10 protein-coding genes are annotated in these 15,522 nt (G+C 70.2%); 3 read left to right on the top strand and 7 right to left on the bottom strand.

The genetic code is table 11. The features are described from left to right. Window positions 1–183: 183 nt before the first annotated feature. On the top strand, window positions 184–2,400 hold the full coding sequence (glgB, locus tag ACSYGO_RS30730) for a 1,4-alpha-glucan branching protein GlgB (protein ID WP_460389785.1): 2,217 nt from the start codon (window positions 184–186) through the stop codon (window positions 2,398–2,400). A gap of 35 nt (window positions 2,401–2,435) precedes the next feature. Here glgB and ACSYGO_RS30735 read toward each other — a convergent pair whose 3' ends face one another. Next, window positions 2,436–3,815 (bottom strand): helix-turn-helix domain-containing protein, encoded by a 1,380-nt coding sequence (locus ACSYGO_RS30735; protein ID WP_432174528.1) that lies wholly within the window; start codon window positions 3,813–3,815, stop codon window positions 2,436–2,438. A gap of 402 nt (window positions 3,816–4,217) precedes the next feature. Here ACSYGO_RS30735 and glgA point away from each other — a divergent pair, with 402 nt between their 5' ends. Then, a complete protein-coding gene (gene glgA / locus ACSYGO_RS30740) occupies window positions 4,218–5,432 on the top strand; it encodes a glycogen synthase (protein ID WP_460388386.1) in 1,215 nt (404 codons plus the stop codon). 34 nt (window positions 5,433–5,466) lie between these two features. Here glgA and ACSYGO_RS30745 read toward each other — a convergent pair whose 3' ends face one another. From ACSYGO_RS30745 to ACSYGO_RS30755, 3 genes are read right to left on the bottom strand one after another with little or no spacing between them, the layout of a single operon-like run. Continuing rightward, window positions 5,467–7,683: an ABC transporter ATP-binding protein gene (locus ACSYGO_RS30745; RefSeq protein ID WP_460388388.1), complete on the bottom strand. Its 2,217-nt coding sequence runs from the start codon at window positions 7,681–7,683 to the stop codon at window positions 5,467–5,469. Further along, on the bottom strand, window positions 7,680–8,528 hold the full coding sequence (locus tag ACSYGO_RS30750) for an ABC transporter permease (RefSeq protein WP_426679699.1): 849 nt from the start codon (window positions 8,526–8,528) through the stop codon (window positions 7,680–7,682). The genes ACSYGO_RS30745 and ACSYGO_RS30750 overlap by 4 nt, the downstream gene beginning before the upstream one ends. Continuing rightward, on the bottom strand, window positions 8,525–9,508 hold the full coding sequence (locus ACSYGO_RS30755) for an ABC transporter permease (protein ID WP_426679698.1): 984 nt from the start codon (window positions 9,506–9,508) through the stop codon (window positions 8,525–8,527). The genes ACSYGO_RS30750 and ACSYGO_RS30755 overlap by 4 nt, the downstream gene beginning before the upstream one ends. Before the next feature lie 126 nt (window positions 9,509–9,634). On the opposite strand from ACSYGO_RS30755, the gene ACSYGO_RS30760 reads away from it, so the two are divergent. Beyond that, window positions 9,635–11,341 carry an ABC transporter family substrate-binding protein gene (locus ACSYGO_RS30760; RefSeq protein ID WP_460388390.1) on the top strand — a complete coding sequence of 569 codons (1,707 nt, stop codon included), beginning with the start codon at window positions 9,635–9,637 and terminating at the stop codon, window positions 11,339–11,341. 32 nt (window positions 11,342–11,373) lie between these two features. Here ACSYGO_RS30760 and glgX read toward each other — a convergent pair whose 3' ends face one another. From glgX to ACSYGO_RS30775, 3 genes are all read right to left on the bottom strand, one after another. Next, window positions 11,374–13,479 (bottom strand): glycogen debranching protein GlgX, encoded by a 2,106-nt coding sequence (gene glgX, locus ACSYGO_RS30765; protein WP_460388391.1) that lies wholly within the window; start codon window positions 13,477–13,479, stop codon window positions 11,374–11,376. Between the two features lie 123 nt (window positions 13,480–13,602). Beyond that, complete coding sequence (locus ACSYGO_RS30770; RefSeq protein WP_426679695.1) at window positions 13,603–14,058, bottom strand: SDR family oxidoreductase; 456 nt, start codon at window positions 14,056–14,058, stop codon at window positions 13,603–13,605. A gap of 20 nt (window positions 14,059–14,078) precedes the next feature. Next, window positions 14,079–15,419, bottom strand: coding sequence for a sugar phosphate nucleotidyltransferase (locus ACSYGO_RS30775; protein WP_426679694.1), 1,341 nt, complete (start codon window positions 15,417–15,419; stop codon window positions 14,079–14,081). Between the last annotated feature and the right edge of the window lie 103 nt (window positions 15,420–15,522).

Below are 15,522 nucleotides of genomic sequence, written 5' to 3' on the forward strand. Positions count from 1 at the left end.
CCGGGCCGCCCTGGAGGACCCCCCGCACGGAAGTCACGCCGATCCGACGGTTCGCCCGGCACCGGCCCGGCGCCACGCCCCGACCGGTACCGGTAGCCACCGACAACGAGAGGACCCCCACCGTTGCTGCAGACACGGGACGCCGACGCCCTCACCGCCGGACCCGGGCTCGCCGGGACACGGATGGCCGACGCCGAGCTCGACCGGCTGCTCGCCGGGGCGCACCACGCCCCGCACGCGGTCCTCGGCGCCCACCGGGCCGAGGACGGCTCCGGCGTCGTCGTACGCGTGCTCCGTCCGCTCGCCGGCGCCGTCGCCGTGCTCACCGACCGCGGCGCCCGGATCGACCTGGTCCACCAGTCGGCGGGGCTGTTCACCGGCAGGCTGCCGATCGCCGAGATCCCGCGCTACCGCCTGCTGGTGACGTACGGGGAGGGCGAGGAGGCGCACGACGACGGCTACCGGTTCCTGCCCACCCTCGGCGAGCTCGACCTGCACCTCATCTCCGAGGGCCGCCACGAGGAGCTGTGGCGTGTCCTCGGCGCCCGGGTGCTGACCCTCGACGGCGTCACGGGCACCGCCTTCGCCGTCTGGGCGCCGAACGCCCAAGGGGTGCGCGTCGTCGGTGACTTCAACGGCTGGGACGGCGTGGCCCACCCCATGCGCTCACTCGGGTCCAGCGGGGTCTGGGAGCTGTTCGTACCCGCGGTGGGCGCCGGCACCCGGTACAAGTACGAGATCCGCACCCGCGACGGACGGCTGATCCAGAAGGCCGATCCGCTGGCCCGCGCCGCCGAGTGCCCGCCGGCCACGGCGTCCGTCGTCCACACCTCCACGTACGAGTGGACGGACGCGGAGTGGATGGCGAGCCGCGGCGGGCAGGACTGCCGGCTCACCCCGATGTCCGTGTACGAGGTGCACCTGCCGTCCTGGCGCCCCGGACGCACCTACCGGCAACTCGCCGAGGAACTCCCCGCCTATCTCGCCGACATGGGATTCACCCATGTCGAGTTCATGCCCGTGATGGAGCACCCTTTCGGCGGCTCCTGGGGATATCAGGTCTCCGGTTTCTACGCCCCCACCGCGCGGATGGGCGGCCCCGACGATTTCCGGCATCTGGTGAATGCGCTTCACACAGCCGGAATCGGAGTCGTCGCCGACTGGGTCCCCGCGCATTTCCCCCGGGACGACTTCGCCCTCTCCCGATTCGACGGAGAGCACCTCTACGAACCCTCCGACCCGCGGCGCGCGAATCATCCGGACTGGGGCACCCTCGAATTCGACTACGGCCGCCGCGAGGTCCGCAATTTCCTTGTGGCGAACGCGGTCTACTGGTGTTCCGAGTTCCACATCGACGCGCTGCGGGTGGACGCGGTCGCCTCCATGCTCTACCTCGACTACTCGCGCCCGGAGGGCGGCTGGGCCCCCAACGAGCGCGGGGGCAGGGAGAACCTTGCCGCGGTCGCCTTCCTCCAGGAGCTGACCGACACCGTCCGCCGCCGGGTGCCGGGCGCCCTCACGATCGCCGAGGAGTCCACCGCCTGGCCGGGAGTGACCCGGCCCACTTTCGACGTCGGAGCCGACGGATTCGGCGGACTCGGCTTCGATCTGAAATGGAACCTCGGCTGGATGCACGACACGCTCGGCTATCTGGAACGTGACCCTGTGCACCGGGTCCATCATCACGGCGACATGACCTTCGCCATGGTCTATGCCTATAGCGAGCGGTATCTGCTGCCGCTCTCCCACGACGAAGTCGTGCACGGCAAACGCGCCATGGTGGCCAAGATGCCGGGGGACTGGTGGCAGCAGCGGGCGAATCTGCGGGCCTGTCTGGCATTCATGTGGGCCCACCCCGGAAAGCAACTCCTGTTTATGGGACAAGAGTTCGGCCAGGGCGCCGAGTTCGACCACGACGCGGGCCCGCAGTGGTGGCTGCTGGACGAGGACTGGCCCGCGCACGACGACCACCGCGGCGTCCAGTCCCTGGTCCGCGACCTGAACCGGGTCTACGCGGCAACCCCCGCCCTGTGGGAACTGGACACCTCACCGGACGGCTTCGCCTGGATCGACGGGTCCCACGCGGAGGCCAACGTCCTGTCGTTCGTCCGCCGTGACGCGGAGGGGCGCTCGCTGGTGGCCGTCTGCAACTTCTCCCCGGTGGTGCGCACGGGCTACCGCGTCGGGCTGCCGGAGGCCGGCCCGTGGCGGGAGGCCCTCAACACCGACGCCGTCGCGTACGGCGGAACCGGCGTACGCAACGGCGGGGTGATCCGGACGGAGCCGCTGCCCTGGCACGGGCAGGCGCGGAGCGCGGCGCTGACGCTGCCGCCGCTCGGGGTGATGTGGCTGTCGCCCGCCTCTTCGGACGGCGGCGGGGGAGCCGGTCGTGAGCAGTGACGCAAGGGGTGTTGCGGGCCGGTGCGGGACGGCCGCTATCCCCGGTCGTCGGCGAGGGACGCCTGGATGTGGGGGGTGCGGGCCATACCCGCCGAGGAGAGCGCCATGTCGTAGGCCTTGAGCGCTTCCTTGACGTCCCCGCCGTGGCGCTGCCACAGGTCGCCGATGTAGCGCCAGTTGAGGGCGGTCTCCCGGGACGGGGGGAAGTGATGCAGATGCCGGGCGGCCGCCCGAAGGTAGGGGAGTGCCCGGTCGGCGTCCTGTCGCAGGAAGTGGACCTCGGCGAGCGTCGCCCGTGCGGCGGCCGACAGGACGCGCGGCTCGGTGCCGAGCAGCCCGAGTGCGCGCTCCGCGTGGGCCAGCGCCTCGTCCCACTGGCCGCGAGCCTTCTCCGCGTCGGCAAGGAGGATCTCGCAGCGGGCGAGTTCGTCGGCGTTGCCGACCTCGGCGAGGGACTGCTGGGCGGATTCGAGCATGCCCTTGGCCCGGTCGGGATCGGGGTGGCCGCTCTGCAGCAGCAGGAAGCCGAAGTTCATCTTGAGCGAGGCGACATGGCGCTGGTTGTCGCCCTCGGCCATCATCGCCAGGGCCCGTTCGACGAGCGCGAGCGCCTCGTTCAGCCTGCCTCGTGAGTTGGCGACGAGCCCGGCGTTCCAGTAGACGGCGCCGCGCGCGGCGTAGGAGCCCTCCGCTTCGGAGGCCGGGATCAGGCGCTCGCCCAGGAGGTGGGCCCGGGTGAGGTCGCCCCGCATGTGGTACGAGGCCATGAGTGTCGAGCCCAGCTGGATGTGATCCATCGTCACGTCGAGCCCCAGCGAGTCGAGCTTGGTCAGAGCCCGCTCGCCGATCTCGATGCTGACAGCGATGTCCCCTGCGTTGCGGTAGCACCGGCACAGGGCGACGGCGACCTGGCACCACTCGTCCGAGCCGGCGGCCAGCGCCGAGTCGTTGAACACGTCGTCGAGGATCGGGATCGCGGCTTCCAGGCGGTCGAGCTTCTCGAGCGCGGTGGCCTGTCCGATCAGGGCGCGGCGGACCGCCGCAGCGTCCAGGGCGGAGCGGCGCGCCAGCACCTCGCTGAAGGTTTGCAGAGCCTCGCCGTTGGCACCGTTGCGCAGGGCCATCTCGCCGAAGGCCAGCTTGAGGTGCGTCTCGCCGAGTTCCTCACCATTTCGGCCGGTGCGGAGGTATTCGACGGAGCTCCCGAGTTTGGCCGCGATGGTGGCCAGCACGCCGTCCGACGGAGTGCGCTTCCCGGCTTCGATCAAGGAGATGTAGCTGATCGACACGTCCTGGGAAGCCAGGTCCTGCTGTTTTAGTCCATGCCTCGTGCGGAGCGTCCTTATGCGATCGCCAAGGCCTGTGGGGGCGTGCGCCTCGGTGTAGTCCACCTGGACTCCTTCCGGAGCTATCACAGTCCAGATTACAAAGCTAAGTTACCAGCTTGACCACCCTCTGTCAAAAAGTCAACAGACCAAGAAGGTTTGCATTTGACAATTAACTCGGAGGACTCCCGGGCAAAGCGGGGGTGACCATTCGAAGTGGATGTAGGTATTCCGATTCCAGTCAAAGATCATCTTTTGCCAAATCAAGACTTGACTGAGCGAGTAATTTGAACTTGACTCATGGAGTCAATTCACCGCGTGATTTTCGAGAGGTGAAGTAATGAGGGGACGGATCTTTCTGCTCGTCGCGGCCTTGACTTTCGTAGTCGGGATTCTTTTCAGCGCATTAGGGATAATGGCCGCTGGGTCGCACGGGAAGGCCGAGTCCGTGGAGACGTCGTACACACCGCAAGGCGTCGGCGGTGCTTCGGGTTGCTGCTGACGACCGCGTCGCGGCCCCGTGTGGACATCCTCACCCGCGAATACCCGCCCGAAATCTACGGCGGAGCGGGTGTCCACGTCACCGAACTGACCAGGAGCCTGCGCAGGCTCACCGATGTGAGGGTGCGATGCCTGGGAGCCCCCAGGACGGCACAGGACGTGGAAGCGTATGGACCACCCGAGGAACTCGCCTACGCCGACGGGGCGCTGAAGTTCCTCGGGGCCGACCTGGCGATGGCGGGTGACTGTGCCGGTACGGGAGTCGTGCACAGCCACACGTGGTACGCCAACATGGCCGGCCATCTCGCGGGACTGCTGCACGGGGTACCGCACGTCGTGACGATGCACAGCCTGGAACCACTACGCCCCTGGAAGGCCGAGCAGTTGGGCGGCGGGTACGCGCTCTCGTGCTGGATGGAGCGCACCGCCGTCGAGTCTGCCGACCAGGTCGTCGCGGTCTCCGCCGCGATGCGGGAGGACATCCTCCGGGTCTACCCGGAGGTGTCGCCGGCGCGGGTCCGGGTGATCCACAACGGCATCGACACAAGGGAGTGCAGAGCCGATCACGGCACCGAGGCGCTCCGCCGCTTCGGGATCGCCGAGGACAGGCCGACGGTGTTGTTCGTGGGGAGGGTCACCCGGCAGAAGGGGTTGCCGCACCTGTTGCGTGCGGCGTTCGACCTGCCGCCGGACACCCAGCTCGTGCTGTGCTGCGGCCGGCCGGACACACCGGAGATCGCCGCCGAGGTGGCGGCGCTCGTAGAGGAACTGCGCAGGGAACGGGACGGCGTGATCCGCATCGACGGGATGCTGGACACGACGTCGGTACGACAACTGCTGACCCACGCCACCGTGTTCGTGTGCCCTTCGCTGTACGAGCCGATGGGCATCGTGAACCTGGAGGCGATGGCGTGCGGTACGCCCGTGGTGGCGTCCGCCGTAGGCGGGATCCCGGAGGTCGTCGACGACGGGACGACCGGAACGCTGGTCGGTTTCGAGGCACATTCCGATGCCTCGGGCGAGCCACGGGATCCGGAGAAGTTCGCGGCCGGACTGGCCGCGGCGATCGGTGAACTGCTCGACGATCCCGTACGGGCCGCTGCCTTGGGGACAGCGGGCCGGGCGCGGGCGGTCGAGGAGTTCTCGTGGGACCGCGCCGCCGAGCGGACGATGGAGGTCTACCAGGACGTCCTCTCCGCACGGTGACCAGGGGCGCCGGCCAGGCGCCCCGCCGGATGCTTCAGAGATGCCCCTTCGACGCCGGCCGGTGTCGGAGGGGCACTTTGACGTCCGGGTGGGGGAAATGGCAGGCGGCCACGTGCGGGTCGTCGGCGCTCCGGCCGGCCGGCTCGGGCGTCTCCCGCTCGCACAGGGCACGCGCTTCGGGCGCCGCCGCCTGGTACACCGGGCAGCGCGCACGGAACAGGCAGCCGGCCGTGCGTTCCCCGGCCCTGGGCGGGTCACCGGGCAGGATGATTCGCTGCCGGGCCCGTTCGGCACGCGGGTCGGGCAGCGGGACCGCGGACAACAGGGCCTTGGTGTACGGGTGCCGGGGCCGGGTGAACACCTCGTTGACGCCCCCGGATTCGATGGTGCGGCCTCCGTACATCACCACCAGCCGGTCCGCGATCTGTCGGACGACCGCCAGATCGTGCGTGACGAAGAGGCAGGCCGGGCCGAGTTCCCGCTGCAGCCGGCGCAGCAGGTCGAGGATGCCGGCCTGCACGGAGACGTCGAGCGCGGAGACCGGCTCGTCGAGGAGCAGCAGTTCCGGCTCGACGGCCAGGGCGCGGGCGAAGGCGATGCGCTGGCGCTGGCCGCCGGAGAACTCGTGGGGATAGCGTCCGGCGGCGGAGGGGTCCAGGCCGACCTGCCGGAGCAGCTCCGGTGTGCGGGCGGCGGCCCGCGCCTTGTCGGTCCGCTGGGCGAGCAGCGGTTCGGCGATGATGGCGCCCACCGTCATCCGCGGGTCGAGGGCGGCCATGGGGTCCTGGAGGACCAGCTGGACGCGGCCGCGCAGCCGCCGTACGTCCCCCCGGCGCAGGTGGGCCGTGTCGTGGCCGAGTATCTCGATGCGGCCCGCCTCGGGTGCCGCGAATGCGATGACCTCGGACAGGGTGGTGGACTTGCCGGCGCCCGACTCGCCCACCAAGGCGACTGTCTCGCCGCGCCGGACGTCCAGGTCCGCCCGCTCCACGGCGTGCAGGGCGTCCGCGGGCCTGCGGCGCAGTCGCAGCCCGGACCGGTGGGGGAGCGGGTAGCTCTTGCTGAGCCCGGTGATGCGCAGTACCTGGTCCGCCCCGGGTCTCAGTCCCGGGGCCGTCGCCTTCGCTCCGGCAACCGCCGCCTTGGCCCCGCCGGACCCCGGTCCGGCCCCGGCGACCGGCCCGCCGGACCGGTCGGTCAGCACCGACGGGGGGAACAGCTCCTGCGCGGTGTGCCGGGCGGTCGTCGCGGTGTGGAAGCAGGCGGCCAGATGCCCGCCCCCGGCCGCCGGTTCCGGCACGGCGGCCGCCTCGGCCACGCGGGCGAGCGGGGGCTCCGCCTGTTCGCAGCGCGCGTCCGCGATCGGGCACCTCGGCGCGAAGGAACAGCCCGGCGGTGCGGCGCCGGGCGCGGGGGGCGTGCCGGGGACCGGGGTCAGCGTCCCCACGTCGTCCAGCCGGGGGACCGAGCCGATCAGGCCGAGGGTGTAGGGCATCCGGGGGCGGGCGAACAGGTCGTCCACCGGCGCCGACTCCACGATGCGTCCCGCGTACATGACCGCGACCCGGTCGGCCGCGCCCGCGATCACCCCCAGATCGTGGCTGACCAGGAGCAGTGCGGCGCCCGTCGCCTTGCGGGCCACCGCGAGGGCGTCGAGCACCTGCGCCTGCACGGTGACATCGAGGGCGCTGGTGGGTTCGTCCGCGACGATGACGTCGGGGCGGTTGGCGACGGCCATCGCGATCATGGCCCGCTGGCGCAGGCCGCCGGACAGCTCGTGCGGGTACGCGCGGGCGGCCCGGTCCGGCTCGGGCACCCCCACGCTCTCCAGCAGCCCGACGGCTCGGCGCAGGGCCGACTCCCGGGTGGGCCGGGGCCGTTGGTGGATGCGGAGCGCCTCGCCGATCTGGTCCCCGACGCGCCGCACCGGGGTGAAGGCGGTCAGCGGATCCTGGAACACCATGGCGATCCGGCGCCCGCGCTGCTGCGCCAGCTCCCGGACGGGGAGCCCGACGAGTTCGGTGCCGAGCAGCCGGACCGAGCCGCGGACGACGGCACCGGGCGGGGTCAGCCCGAGCAGCGAGAGCGCCGTCATGGTCTTGCCGGCCCCCGACTCCCCGACGATGCCGAGGACCTCGCCGGCGCGCAGGGTCAGGCTCACACCGCGGACGACCGGAACGGGCGCGGACCGGCGCCCGCCCGGCAACGAGACGTGCAGGTCACGGACTTCGAGTATCGCGCCCCCCGTCATGCGCGTACCTCCGCGCGGACCGCCACCGGGTCGAGCGCGTCACGCAGTGCCTCGCCCACGAGGTTCACGGCGAGGACGAAGCAGAGCAGCAGACCGGTCGGGAAGAAGAACATCCACGGATAGGTGAGGGCCACGTCCGTGCTGTCGGCGATCAGCGTGCCCAGGGAGACGTCCGGCGGCTGCACCCCGAAGCCGAAGTAGGAAAGGCCCGTCTCGCTGATCACCGCGCCGGCCACCGCGATGGTCGCGTGGGTGATCAGGAAGGACGCCATGTGCGGCACGACATGGCGCCGGATGATCAGGAAGGGCCGGACGCCCATGTGCCGTGCGGCGACGACGTAGGGGCGTTCCTTCAGCGAGAGCGTCATGGCGCGCACGGCCCGCGCCGTGAGCATCCAGCCCAGCGCGGCGAGCAGCCCCACGATGGCCATCCAGCCCGCGTCGCGCAGGGCCGGCGCCACCACGACCAGGACCAGGAAGCCGGGGATCACCAGGAGCAGGTCGACCAGGAACATCAGGAGGCGGTCCGTCCAGCCGCCGAAATACCCCGCGCAGGTGCCGACCGCCGCGGCCAGCCCCGTACTGAACAGGGCCACGAACAGACCGATGAGCAGCGACTTCTGCAGCCCGCGGACCGTCTGCGCGAAGACGTCCTGGCCGATCCGGCTGGTGCCGAACCAGTGCCGCGCGCTCGGTGCGGACCGCAGCGCGCCGTAGTCCACGTCGGTGTGGCTCCAGGAGGTCAGGTGAGGACCCACGAAGGCGAGCAGGAAGAGGGCGACGATCAGCACCGCGCCGGCGACGGCACGCGGTGAGTGCGCCAGGCCGCGCAGTCCCGGCGTCACCCGCGTCGCACCCTCGGGTCGAGCACGACGAGCAGGACGTCGGCGACCAGGCCCGCGAGCAGGACCGCCACGGAGGCGAACAGATTGACCGCGACGACCGAGTTGACGTCGCCCTTCTGCGCCGCGTCCATGAACCAGCTGCCCATGCCGGGCCAGCCGAAGATCTGCTCGGCGAAGACCGAACCGGTGAACAGGGTCAGGAACCCGAAGGAGAAGAAGGTCGTCATCGGGATGAGCGAGGTCCGCAGCCCGTGTCGCAGCAGGGCCCGGCCGGGGGTGAGTCCCTTGGCCTGGGCCGTACGCAGGTGGTCGGAGCCCAGCACGTCCAGGGTGGCCCCTCGCTGGTAGCGGCTGTAGGACGCGATCGAGCCGAGCGCGACCGTGGCCGTCGGCAGCACCAAGTGGCCCACCCTGTCCTGGAGATGGGAGAGGAGACCGCCGGAGCGTCCCGGGGTGCTCTCTCCCGTGTAGCGGATGACCGTATGGCCCACGGCCTGGTTCAGCTGGAGCGCGCCGTCCTTGAGCAGCAGCGCCAGCACGAAGGTGGGCACCGAGAGGACGAGGAAGGAGAAGACCGTCAGCATCCGGTCCGGCAGCCGGCTTCTGCGCACCGCGGCCCACACACCCGCGAGGACGCCGAGTCCGGTGCCGACGAGCGTGCCGATGAGCAGCAGCCGTGCCGAGACACCCACCCGGCGGCCGAACTCGTCGTTGACCGAGTCCCCGTCGATGGTTCGCCCCAGATCGCCGTGGAGTGCGTGCCAGGACCAGTGCGCGAACCGGTGCAGGACCGGCTCCCGTTCGTCGAGCCCCACAGAGGCGAGTTCGCGGTCGACGGAGGCCGCGGGAGGCGGCGGCTGACGGTCCGCGAAGTAGGCCCGCGGGTCGAGTGCGGCGGAGCTGACGAGGTACGAGAGAAGGGCCGAGACCGCGAGCAGGATGGCGCTGTGGATGAGACGCTGGGACAGGCGGCCGACCATGCGACTCCTCATGGTCAGTGGGGGTCATGGGCTTCACCGGTGTGACACTCGGCAATGCTATGGTCTCCGCGCGTAAATCGTAGATCAGTTCGCCCAGTTCACCTCAATGTCAGTGAAGGAGCTGGTGTGGGGCGTTTGCGTCGGGTGTGGCTCGCGTTCGGTCTGGCGATGACGGTGCTGCTGGCGGGATGTACGTCCTCCGGAGGAGCGCATCCCGACGGAGGGACCCCGTCGAAGCCGGTCGAATTCGGCACCCAGGACATCAACGCCCGCCCCGCGAGCGAGCTGCGCGCAGGCGGCACCTTCACCCTGGCGAACCCGCAGTGGGCGACGCAGTACAACTTCAATCAGACCAGTGGCGCACTCGACCAGGTCGCACAGATCGACAGCCTGGTGGAACCGGTCCTCTTCCACCTCGACGCGAAGGGCGTCCCGCACGCCAACCCGGACTACCTCACCTCCGCGGCCCTCACCTCCACCTCGCCGCAGACCGTCACCTACCGGCTGAACCCCAAGGCCCGCTGGTCCGACGGAAGGCCGCTGTCCGCGACGGACTTCCAGGCCCAGTGGCGAGCCCTCGGCACCGGCGACGAACGGTACGACATCGCCGATCCGTCCGGGTACGACCGGATCAAGGAGGTGCGGGAGGGGGAGGGACCGCACGAGGTGAAGGTGGTCTTCCGCACCCCGTACGCCGACTGGCAGCGGCTGTTCACACCGCTCTTCCCGGCCTCCGCCATCGGCACCCCGGAGCAGTTCAACAAGGGCTGGGTCAACCGGATCCCGGTCACCGCGGGCCCCTTCAGGATCGCGTCGATCGACCGCACGGAGCAGACCGTCACCGCGGTGCCCGATCCGCACTGGTGGGGCACGCCGCCGCGGCTCGACAAGGTCATCTTCCGTACGCTGCTGCCCGCCGCCGCCCAGCAGGCCTACCTCAACGGAGAGATCGACGCGGTCAACGCGGCGACCACGGAGGACTACGGGAAGCTCAAGGGCGCCAAGAACAGCGACATCAGGATCGGTTCCGCCTGGGACGAGGTCCATGTGTCCCTCAACGGCGCCGGCGGTCCGCTGGCCGACATCGACGTCCGGCACGCGGTCCAGCGGGCCGTGAACCGGCAGGCCCTCGCGGACGTCGCCGCCGAAGGGCTGCCCGTCGGCGTCCCGCTGCTCGGCAACCACATCTTCATGACCAACCAGCCCGGCTACGTCGACCACTCCGCGCCGTGGGGCAAGTACGACCTGGCGGAGGCCGGGCGCATCCTGGACCGGGCGGGCTGGAAGAACCGGGGCGAGGGCCGGCCACGGGTCAAGGACGGCAAGGAACTGCGGCTGCGGTTCGTGCTGAGCAACGCCACCAACCGCCTCGGACTCGACCTCGCCCAGCTGGTCCAGCAGATGCTCGCCCAAGTGGGCATCAGGGTGGACATCATCAAGGTGCCCGCCAACGACTACGGCCCGAAGTACCTGTTCACCGGCAACTTCGACATGGTGATCTTCCGCTTCACCGGGCTCGTCTACCCCAGCTCCACCGTGTCGATCTACCAGCAGCCCCAGGGCGACCAGGCCTACCTGAACTACGGGCGGGTCTCCGACGCCAAGCTGGACCACCTGCTCAAGCAGGCCGCCGGCACCCTGGACCGGACCCGCGCCACCCAGCTCTACAACCAGGCCGACGCCGAGATATGGCGGCTCGGCCACGACGTCGAGCTCTACCAGCGCCCCCAGGTGATGGCCGTGCGCAAGGGCCTCGCCAACTTCGGCGTCCCGGGACTCGGCGACATCGACTTCGCCAAGGTCGGCTGGGTGAAGGGTGCCCCTGGCGGCTGAGGAACCGCCGCCGGGGGCACCCCCTCAGGTCGTCACCGGGAGCCGTCCGTGTCGTCCGGCAGGGACACGAGGAGGACGACACTGCGGCCGTGCGCGTGCAGGGAGTGGCCGTCGACCGGCTCCTCCCGGCCCTCCGCGAGGACGTCGTGCGGTCCGCGGCAGGCCGTGTCGAGGACGCGGTGCCACCGGTGGCCGCGTATCAGGGGCAGCTCGAAGTCCAGCCCCAGGTGGTACATGTTCAGGACCAGATGCAGGTCGGGATCGCCCTCGAACCCGCCGAGCGTGCACGCCAGCACCCGGGCGTTGGTGTCCTCCCAGCCGGGCTGCTCCAGCCGGGTGCCGTGCCAGGTGACGTCGGGCAGCCGTCGCGCGTTGAGGTGCCCGTTGAAGAACCGGGCCTCGCGGAAGGTGCGGTAGCGCCGGCGCAGCTCGATGATCCGGCGGGTGAAGTCCTTGGTCTCCTGCTCCTTCTCGGCCTGGTCCCAGTCCAGCCAGGACGTCGCGTTGTCCTGGCAGTAGGCGTTGTTGTTGCCGCCCTGACTGTTGCGGAACTCGTCGCCGGCCAGCAGCATCGGCACACCGCGGCTCAGCATCAGCACGGACAGCAGGTTCTTGATCTGCCGTACCCGCAGCCGCTCGACGTCGTGTTCCTCGCTGGGGCCCTCGACCCCGCAGTTCCAGCTGAAGTTCTCGTTCGCGCCGTCGGCCTCGGCCTCTCCGTTGGCGTAGTTGTGCTTGTGGTCGTACGACACCAGGTCGTTGAGCGTGAAGCCGTCATGGCAGGTGATGAAGTTGATGCTGTTGGTGGGCAGTTCGTTCTGCGGGCCGAAGAGGTCCTCCGAGCCGCCGAGCCGTTTGGCGACCTCTCCGACGAGTCCGGCGTCGCCGCGGACGAAGCGGCGCACGTCGTCGCGGAACGGTCCGTTCCACTGGGACCAGCGCTTCCCGGGGAACCGGCCCACCTGATAGAGCCCGCCGCCGTCCCAGGGCTCCGCGATGATCTTCGTCTCGGCGAGCACCTTCGACAGCTCGATCGCCCACAGCACGGGCGGCACGGCCATCTCGTAGCCCTTGTCGCCGCGGGACAGTTCGGAGGCCAGGTCGAAGCGGAAGCCGTCGACGTGATGCTCGGTGACCCAGTACTCCAGGGACTCGACGATGAACTTGGAGACGAAGGGATGGTTGGCGTTGACGGCGTTGCCGCAGCCCGTGAAGTCCATGTAGTGGCTGCGGTCCTGCGGCCACAGGTGGTAGTACGCCTCGTTGGCCTGGCCGCGGAAACTGATGGTCGGGCCGAACTCGTTGCCCTCACTGGTGTGGTTGAAGACGACGTCGAGGATGACCTCGATGCCCGCCTTGTGGAAGGCCTTCACCATGTCCCTGAACTCGCTGATGTGCGTGTTCAGATGGGGCGAGGTGCAGTAGCCGGTGTGCGGCGCGAAGAAGCCGTAGGGGTCGTAGCCCCAGTAGTTGGGCAGCCGTTCGCCGTCCGGGCCGACGCGCAGCACCTGCGTCTCGTCGAAGTCGAAGACGGGCAGCAACTCGACCGCGGTGATGCCCAGTTCCTTCAGGTACGGGATCTTCTCGACGACCGCGGAGAAGGTGCCGGGGCTCGCCACGCGCGAGGTCGACGACGCGGTCAGACCGCGCACGTGCATCTCGTACAGGACGGTCTCCGCCATCGGCAGCCGCAGCGGCCGGTCGCCCTCCCAGTCGTAGTCGTCGAGGTCGACGACCAGACTGCGCATGGAGTGCGCGACGTTGTCCTCCAGGCCGATGGCGGCGGTGCGGTCCCAGCGGCTGTTGATGTTGGCGCGGGCGTACGGGTCCAGCAGCACCTTGCGGTGGTCGAACCGCGCGCCCGACCTGCTCGTGTCATGGGGGCCGTCCATGCGGTACGCGTAGACCTGCCCCGCGCCGATGCCGCCGACGTGGCAGTGCCAGAAGTGGAAGCTGCGGTGGGTCTCCGCGTGGAGCTGGACGGTGCGGGAGGGCTCGGGGTCGTCGCAGTGGTCGAAGAGCAGCAGGTCGACACGTGTCGCGTGCTCCGAGAAGACGGAGAAGTTGACGCCGTCCGCGTCCACGGTGCTGCCCAGCGGCTGCGGACGTCCTGCTGTGATGTCCGGCGCCTCGGTCATGATCTCTCCCCGGTCTCATGACAGGGATGTCGAGTCACCCCTGGTCATCTGCCTCGCTGGTGTGCGGATGGTCGGTCGCGCTGGTCGCGTGACGCCCGGGGTGAACCGGGCCGGTCGGAACTCTCAGACGGCAGGGCTGTACACGGCTTCGACGCAGGCCTCGGCGAGGTCCTGCCCGGTGAGCCGGCCGGGCCGCACCACCGTGCAGGGCAGCCCCGACGCGCGCACCGCGGCCTCGCCCGCACGGCTGAGCAGGACGAACCGCGGTCTCCCGGGGACGGCCCCGCTCCGCAGCACGTCCAGCGTGTTGACCACCCCGGTCTCCATGGAGTCCCCCGGGGCGTCGGGGCCCGGCTCCACGGCGTAGACGACGGCGCCGCAGCCGTGCAGCGGGGTGCGCAGGGTCTCGGGCCGCCGTAGGTCGGCAAGGAAGTACTGGGCCAGGGGCGGCAGATGACGGTGGGCGCGCAGGGTGCTGCGGCCGATGACGCGGATGGTCTCACCCCGCGCCATCAGCTCGCGTGTGACGAGCCGGCCCACGCTGCCGGTGCCGCCGATGACGGCGATGGGACTCTTCACGGAACTCTCCCGAGCAGGCTTCATATCCACTGCAACACGTCGTCCGAGCTGGTGAGCTGGGTGCCGGCGGGCACCCCCGACAGGGCGGGGACGCGCAGCCGCGGATAGACACTGACCCCGGACAGCCGGGTGCCCGGCCACAGGTGCGCGCCGTCCCCGACCGCGCTGTGCTGTTCCAGCCGGACCGGGGCACGGCGGTCCGACTGCACCTGGACCATCGGGCCGACGTAGGAGTCGCTGATGTGCGCGTGCGGGCCGATGACGGCTCCGTCCCCGATGACGGTCCGGTCCAGCCGTACGCCCTCGGCGACGTCGACACCGTCGCCGATGTCCGTGTACTGGAGGTGGACGCCGGTGCCGATCTCGGCGTGCCGGCCGATGCGCACCCCGGGGCCGAGGACGACGCTGCCCTCGGCGATCTTCTGGGCGAGGGTCGTCCCGCTCACGCTGTCCTTGGTGCGCAGGCTCGTCTCGTGGATCCAGTAGCGCGGCTTCTCGCTGAGCGGGTCGCCGAGTGCGCGGTTCAGGTACGGGTAGAGGCCGTTGAGGGCCTCGCCGAGCGTGCCGAGGTAGTCGCCGATGCTGCCCAGGTCGCCCAGGCGGGCGATGGGTTCGACCGCCACCGGCTGATCGTGACCCACCAGCCAGGGCAGCAGGTCGTGCCCCCAGTCCAGACGCTGCTGGGCGAGCCGGATCAGCTCGGGGGTGCGCGCGGCGAGCCGCAGCCGGGCGCAGTCGATCAGGTACATCCCGGCGTTGGTGGGCAGCGTGGACGACGCCCACGGAAGGCCGGCGCCGGCGAACTCCTCGTGGATGCGGCCCAGTCGGGGCTTCTCCAGGAACCCCGAGACGAGGCCGTCGCGGGTGGTCCGCATGACGCCGTACTTCCCCGCGATCTCCTCCGGGGTGCGGGGGACGGCCGCCACGGTGACCACCGCGTCGGTCGCCTCGTGGGTGGCCCGCAGGTCGTCGAGCGAGTAGTCGAACAGCGAGTCAACCGGCATGACAAGCGCGGAGCCGGTCAGGTTCCATTGCTCCAGATTGTGCAGCGTGGCCGCTCCGGAGCCCACGTTGTACTGGTCGAAGCGGGCCCGCGAGTAGTCGATCTCCACGCCGTAGCGCTCGCCGTGGCCGAGGACGAGCTTGATCTGACTGCGGTTCTCCGCTCCCTGCGCCACTACGTAGAAGCAACGGATGCCCTGGTCACGGCAGGACTCGACGATCCACTCGATGAGCGGTCTGCCGGCGAACGGGATGAGTGCCTTGCTGCGGATGTAGTCGGCGGACTGCAGGGTGATGGGCTTCGCCCTCTCCCCCCGGCCGCCGGCCAGGATGATGCCGACTGTGCTGTCGTCCCCCATCGCTGTCCTGTCTCCTCGACCGACTTCCCGATGCATCAATTTCAACAGTCGCGGTCATCCTCAGTCAAGTTTCTTGTCAAGAGGGTGGGCTGCTTCCGCATGT

This window comes from Streptomyces krungchingensis, assembly GCF_054729265.1.

What these genes read in the sequence shown, in the direction of transcription:
- glgB (WP_460389785.1), top strand. Translation starts at nt 184, where the DNA reads ATGGCCGACGCCGAGCTCGACCGGCTGCTCGCCGGGGCGCACCACGCC.
- ACSYGO_RS30745 (WP_460388388.1), bottom strand. Translation starts at nt 7,683, where the DNA reads ATGACGGGGGGCGCGATACTCGAAGTCCGTGACCTGCACGTCTCGTTG.
- ACSYGO_RS30775 (WP_426679694.1), bottom strand. Translation starts at nt 15,419, where the DNA reads ATGGGGGACGACAGCACAGTCGGCATCATCCTGGCCGGCGGCCGGGGG.
- glgX (WP_460388391.1), bottom strand. Translation starts at nt 13,479, where the DNA reads ATGACCGAGGCGCCGGACATCACAGCAGGACGTCCGCAGCCGCTGGGC.
- ACSYGO_RS30755 (WP_426679698.1), bottom strand. Translation starts at nt 9,508, where the DNA reads ATGGTCGGCCGCCTGTCCCAGCGTCTCATCCACAGCGCCATCCTGCTC.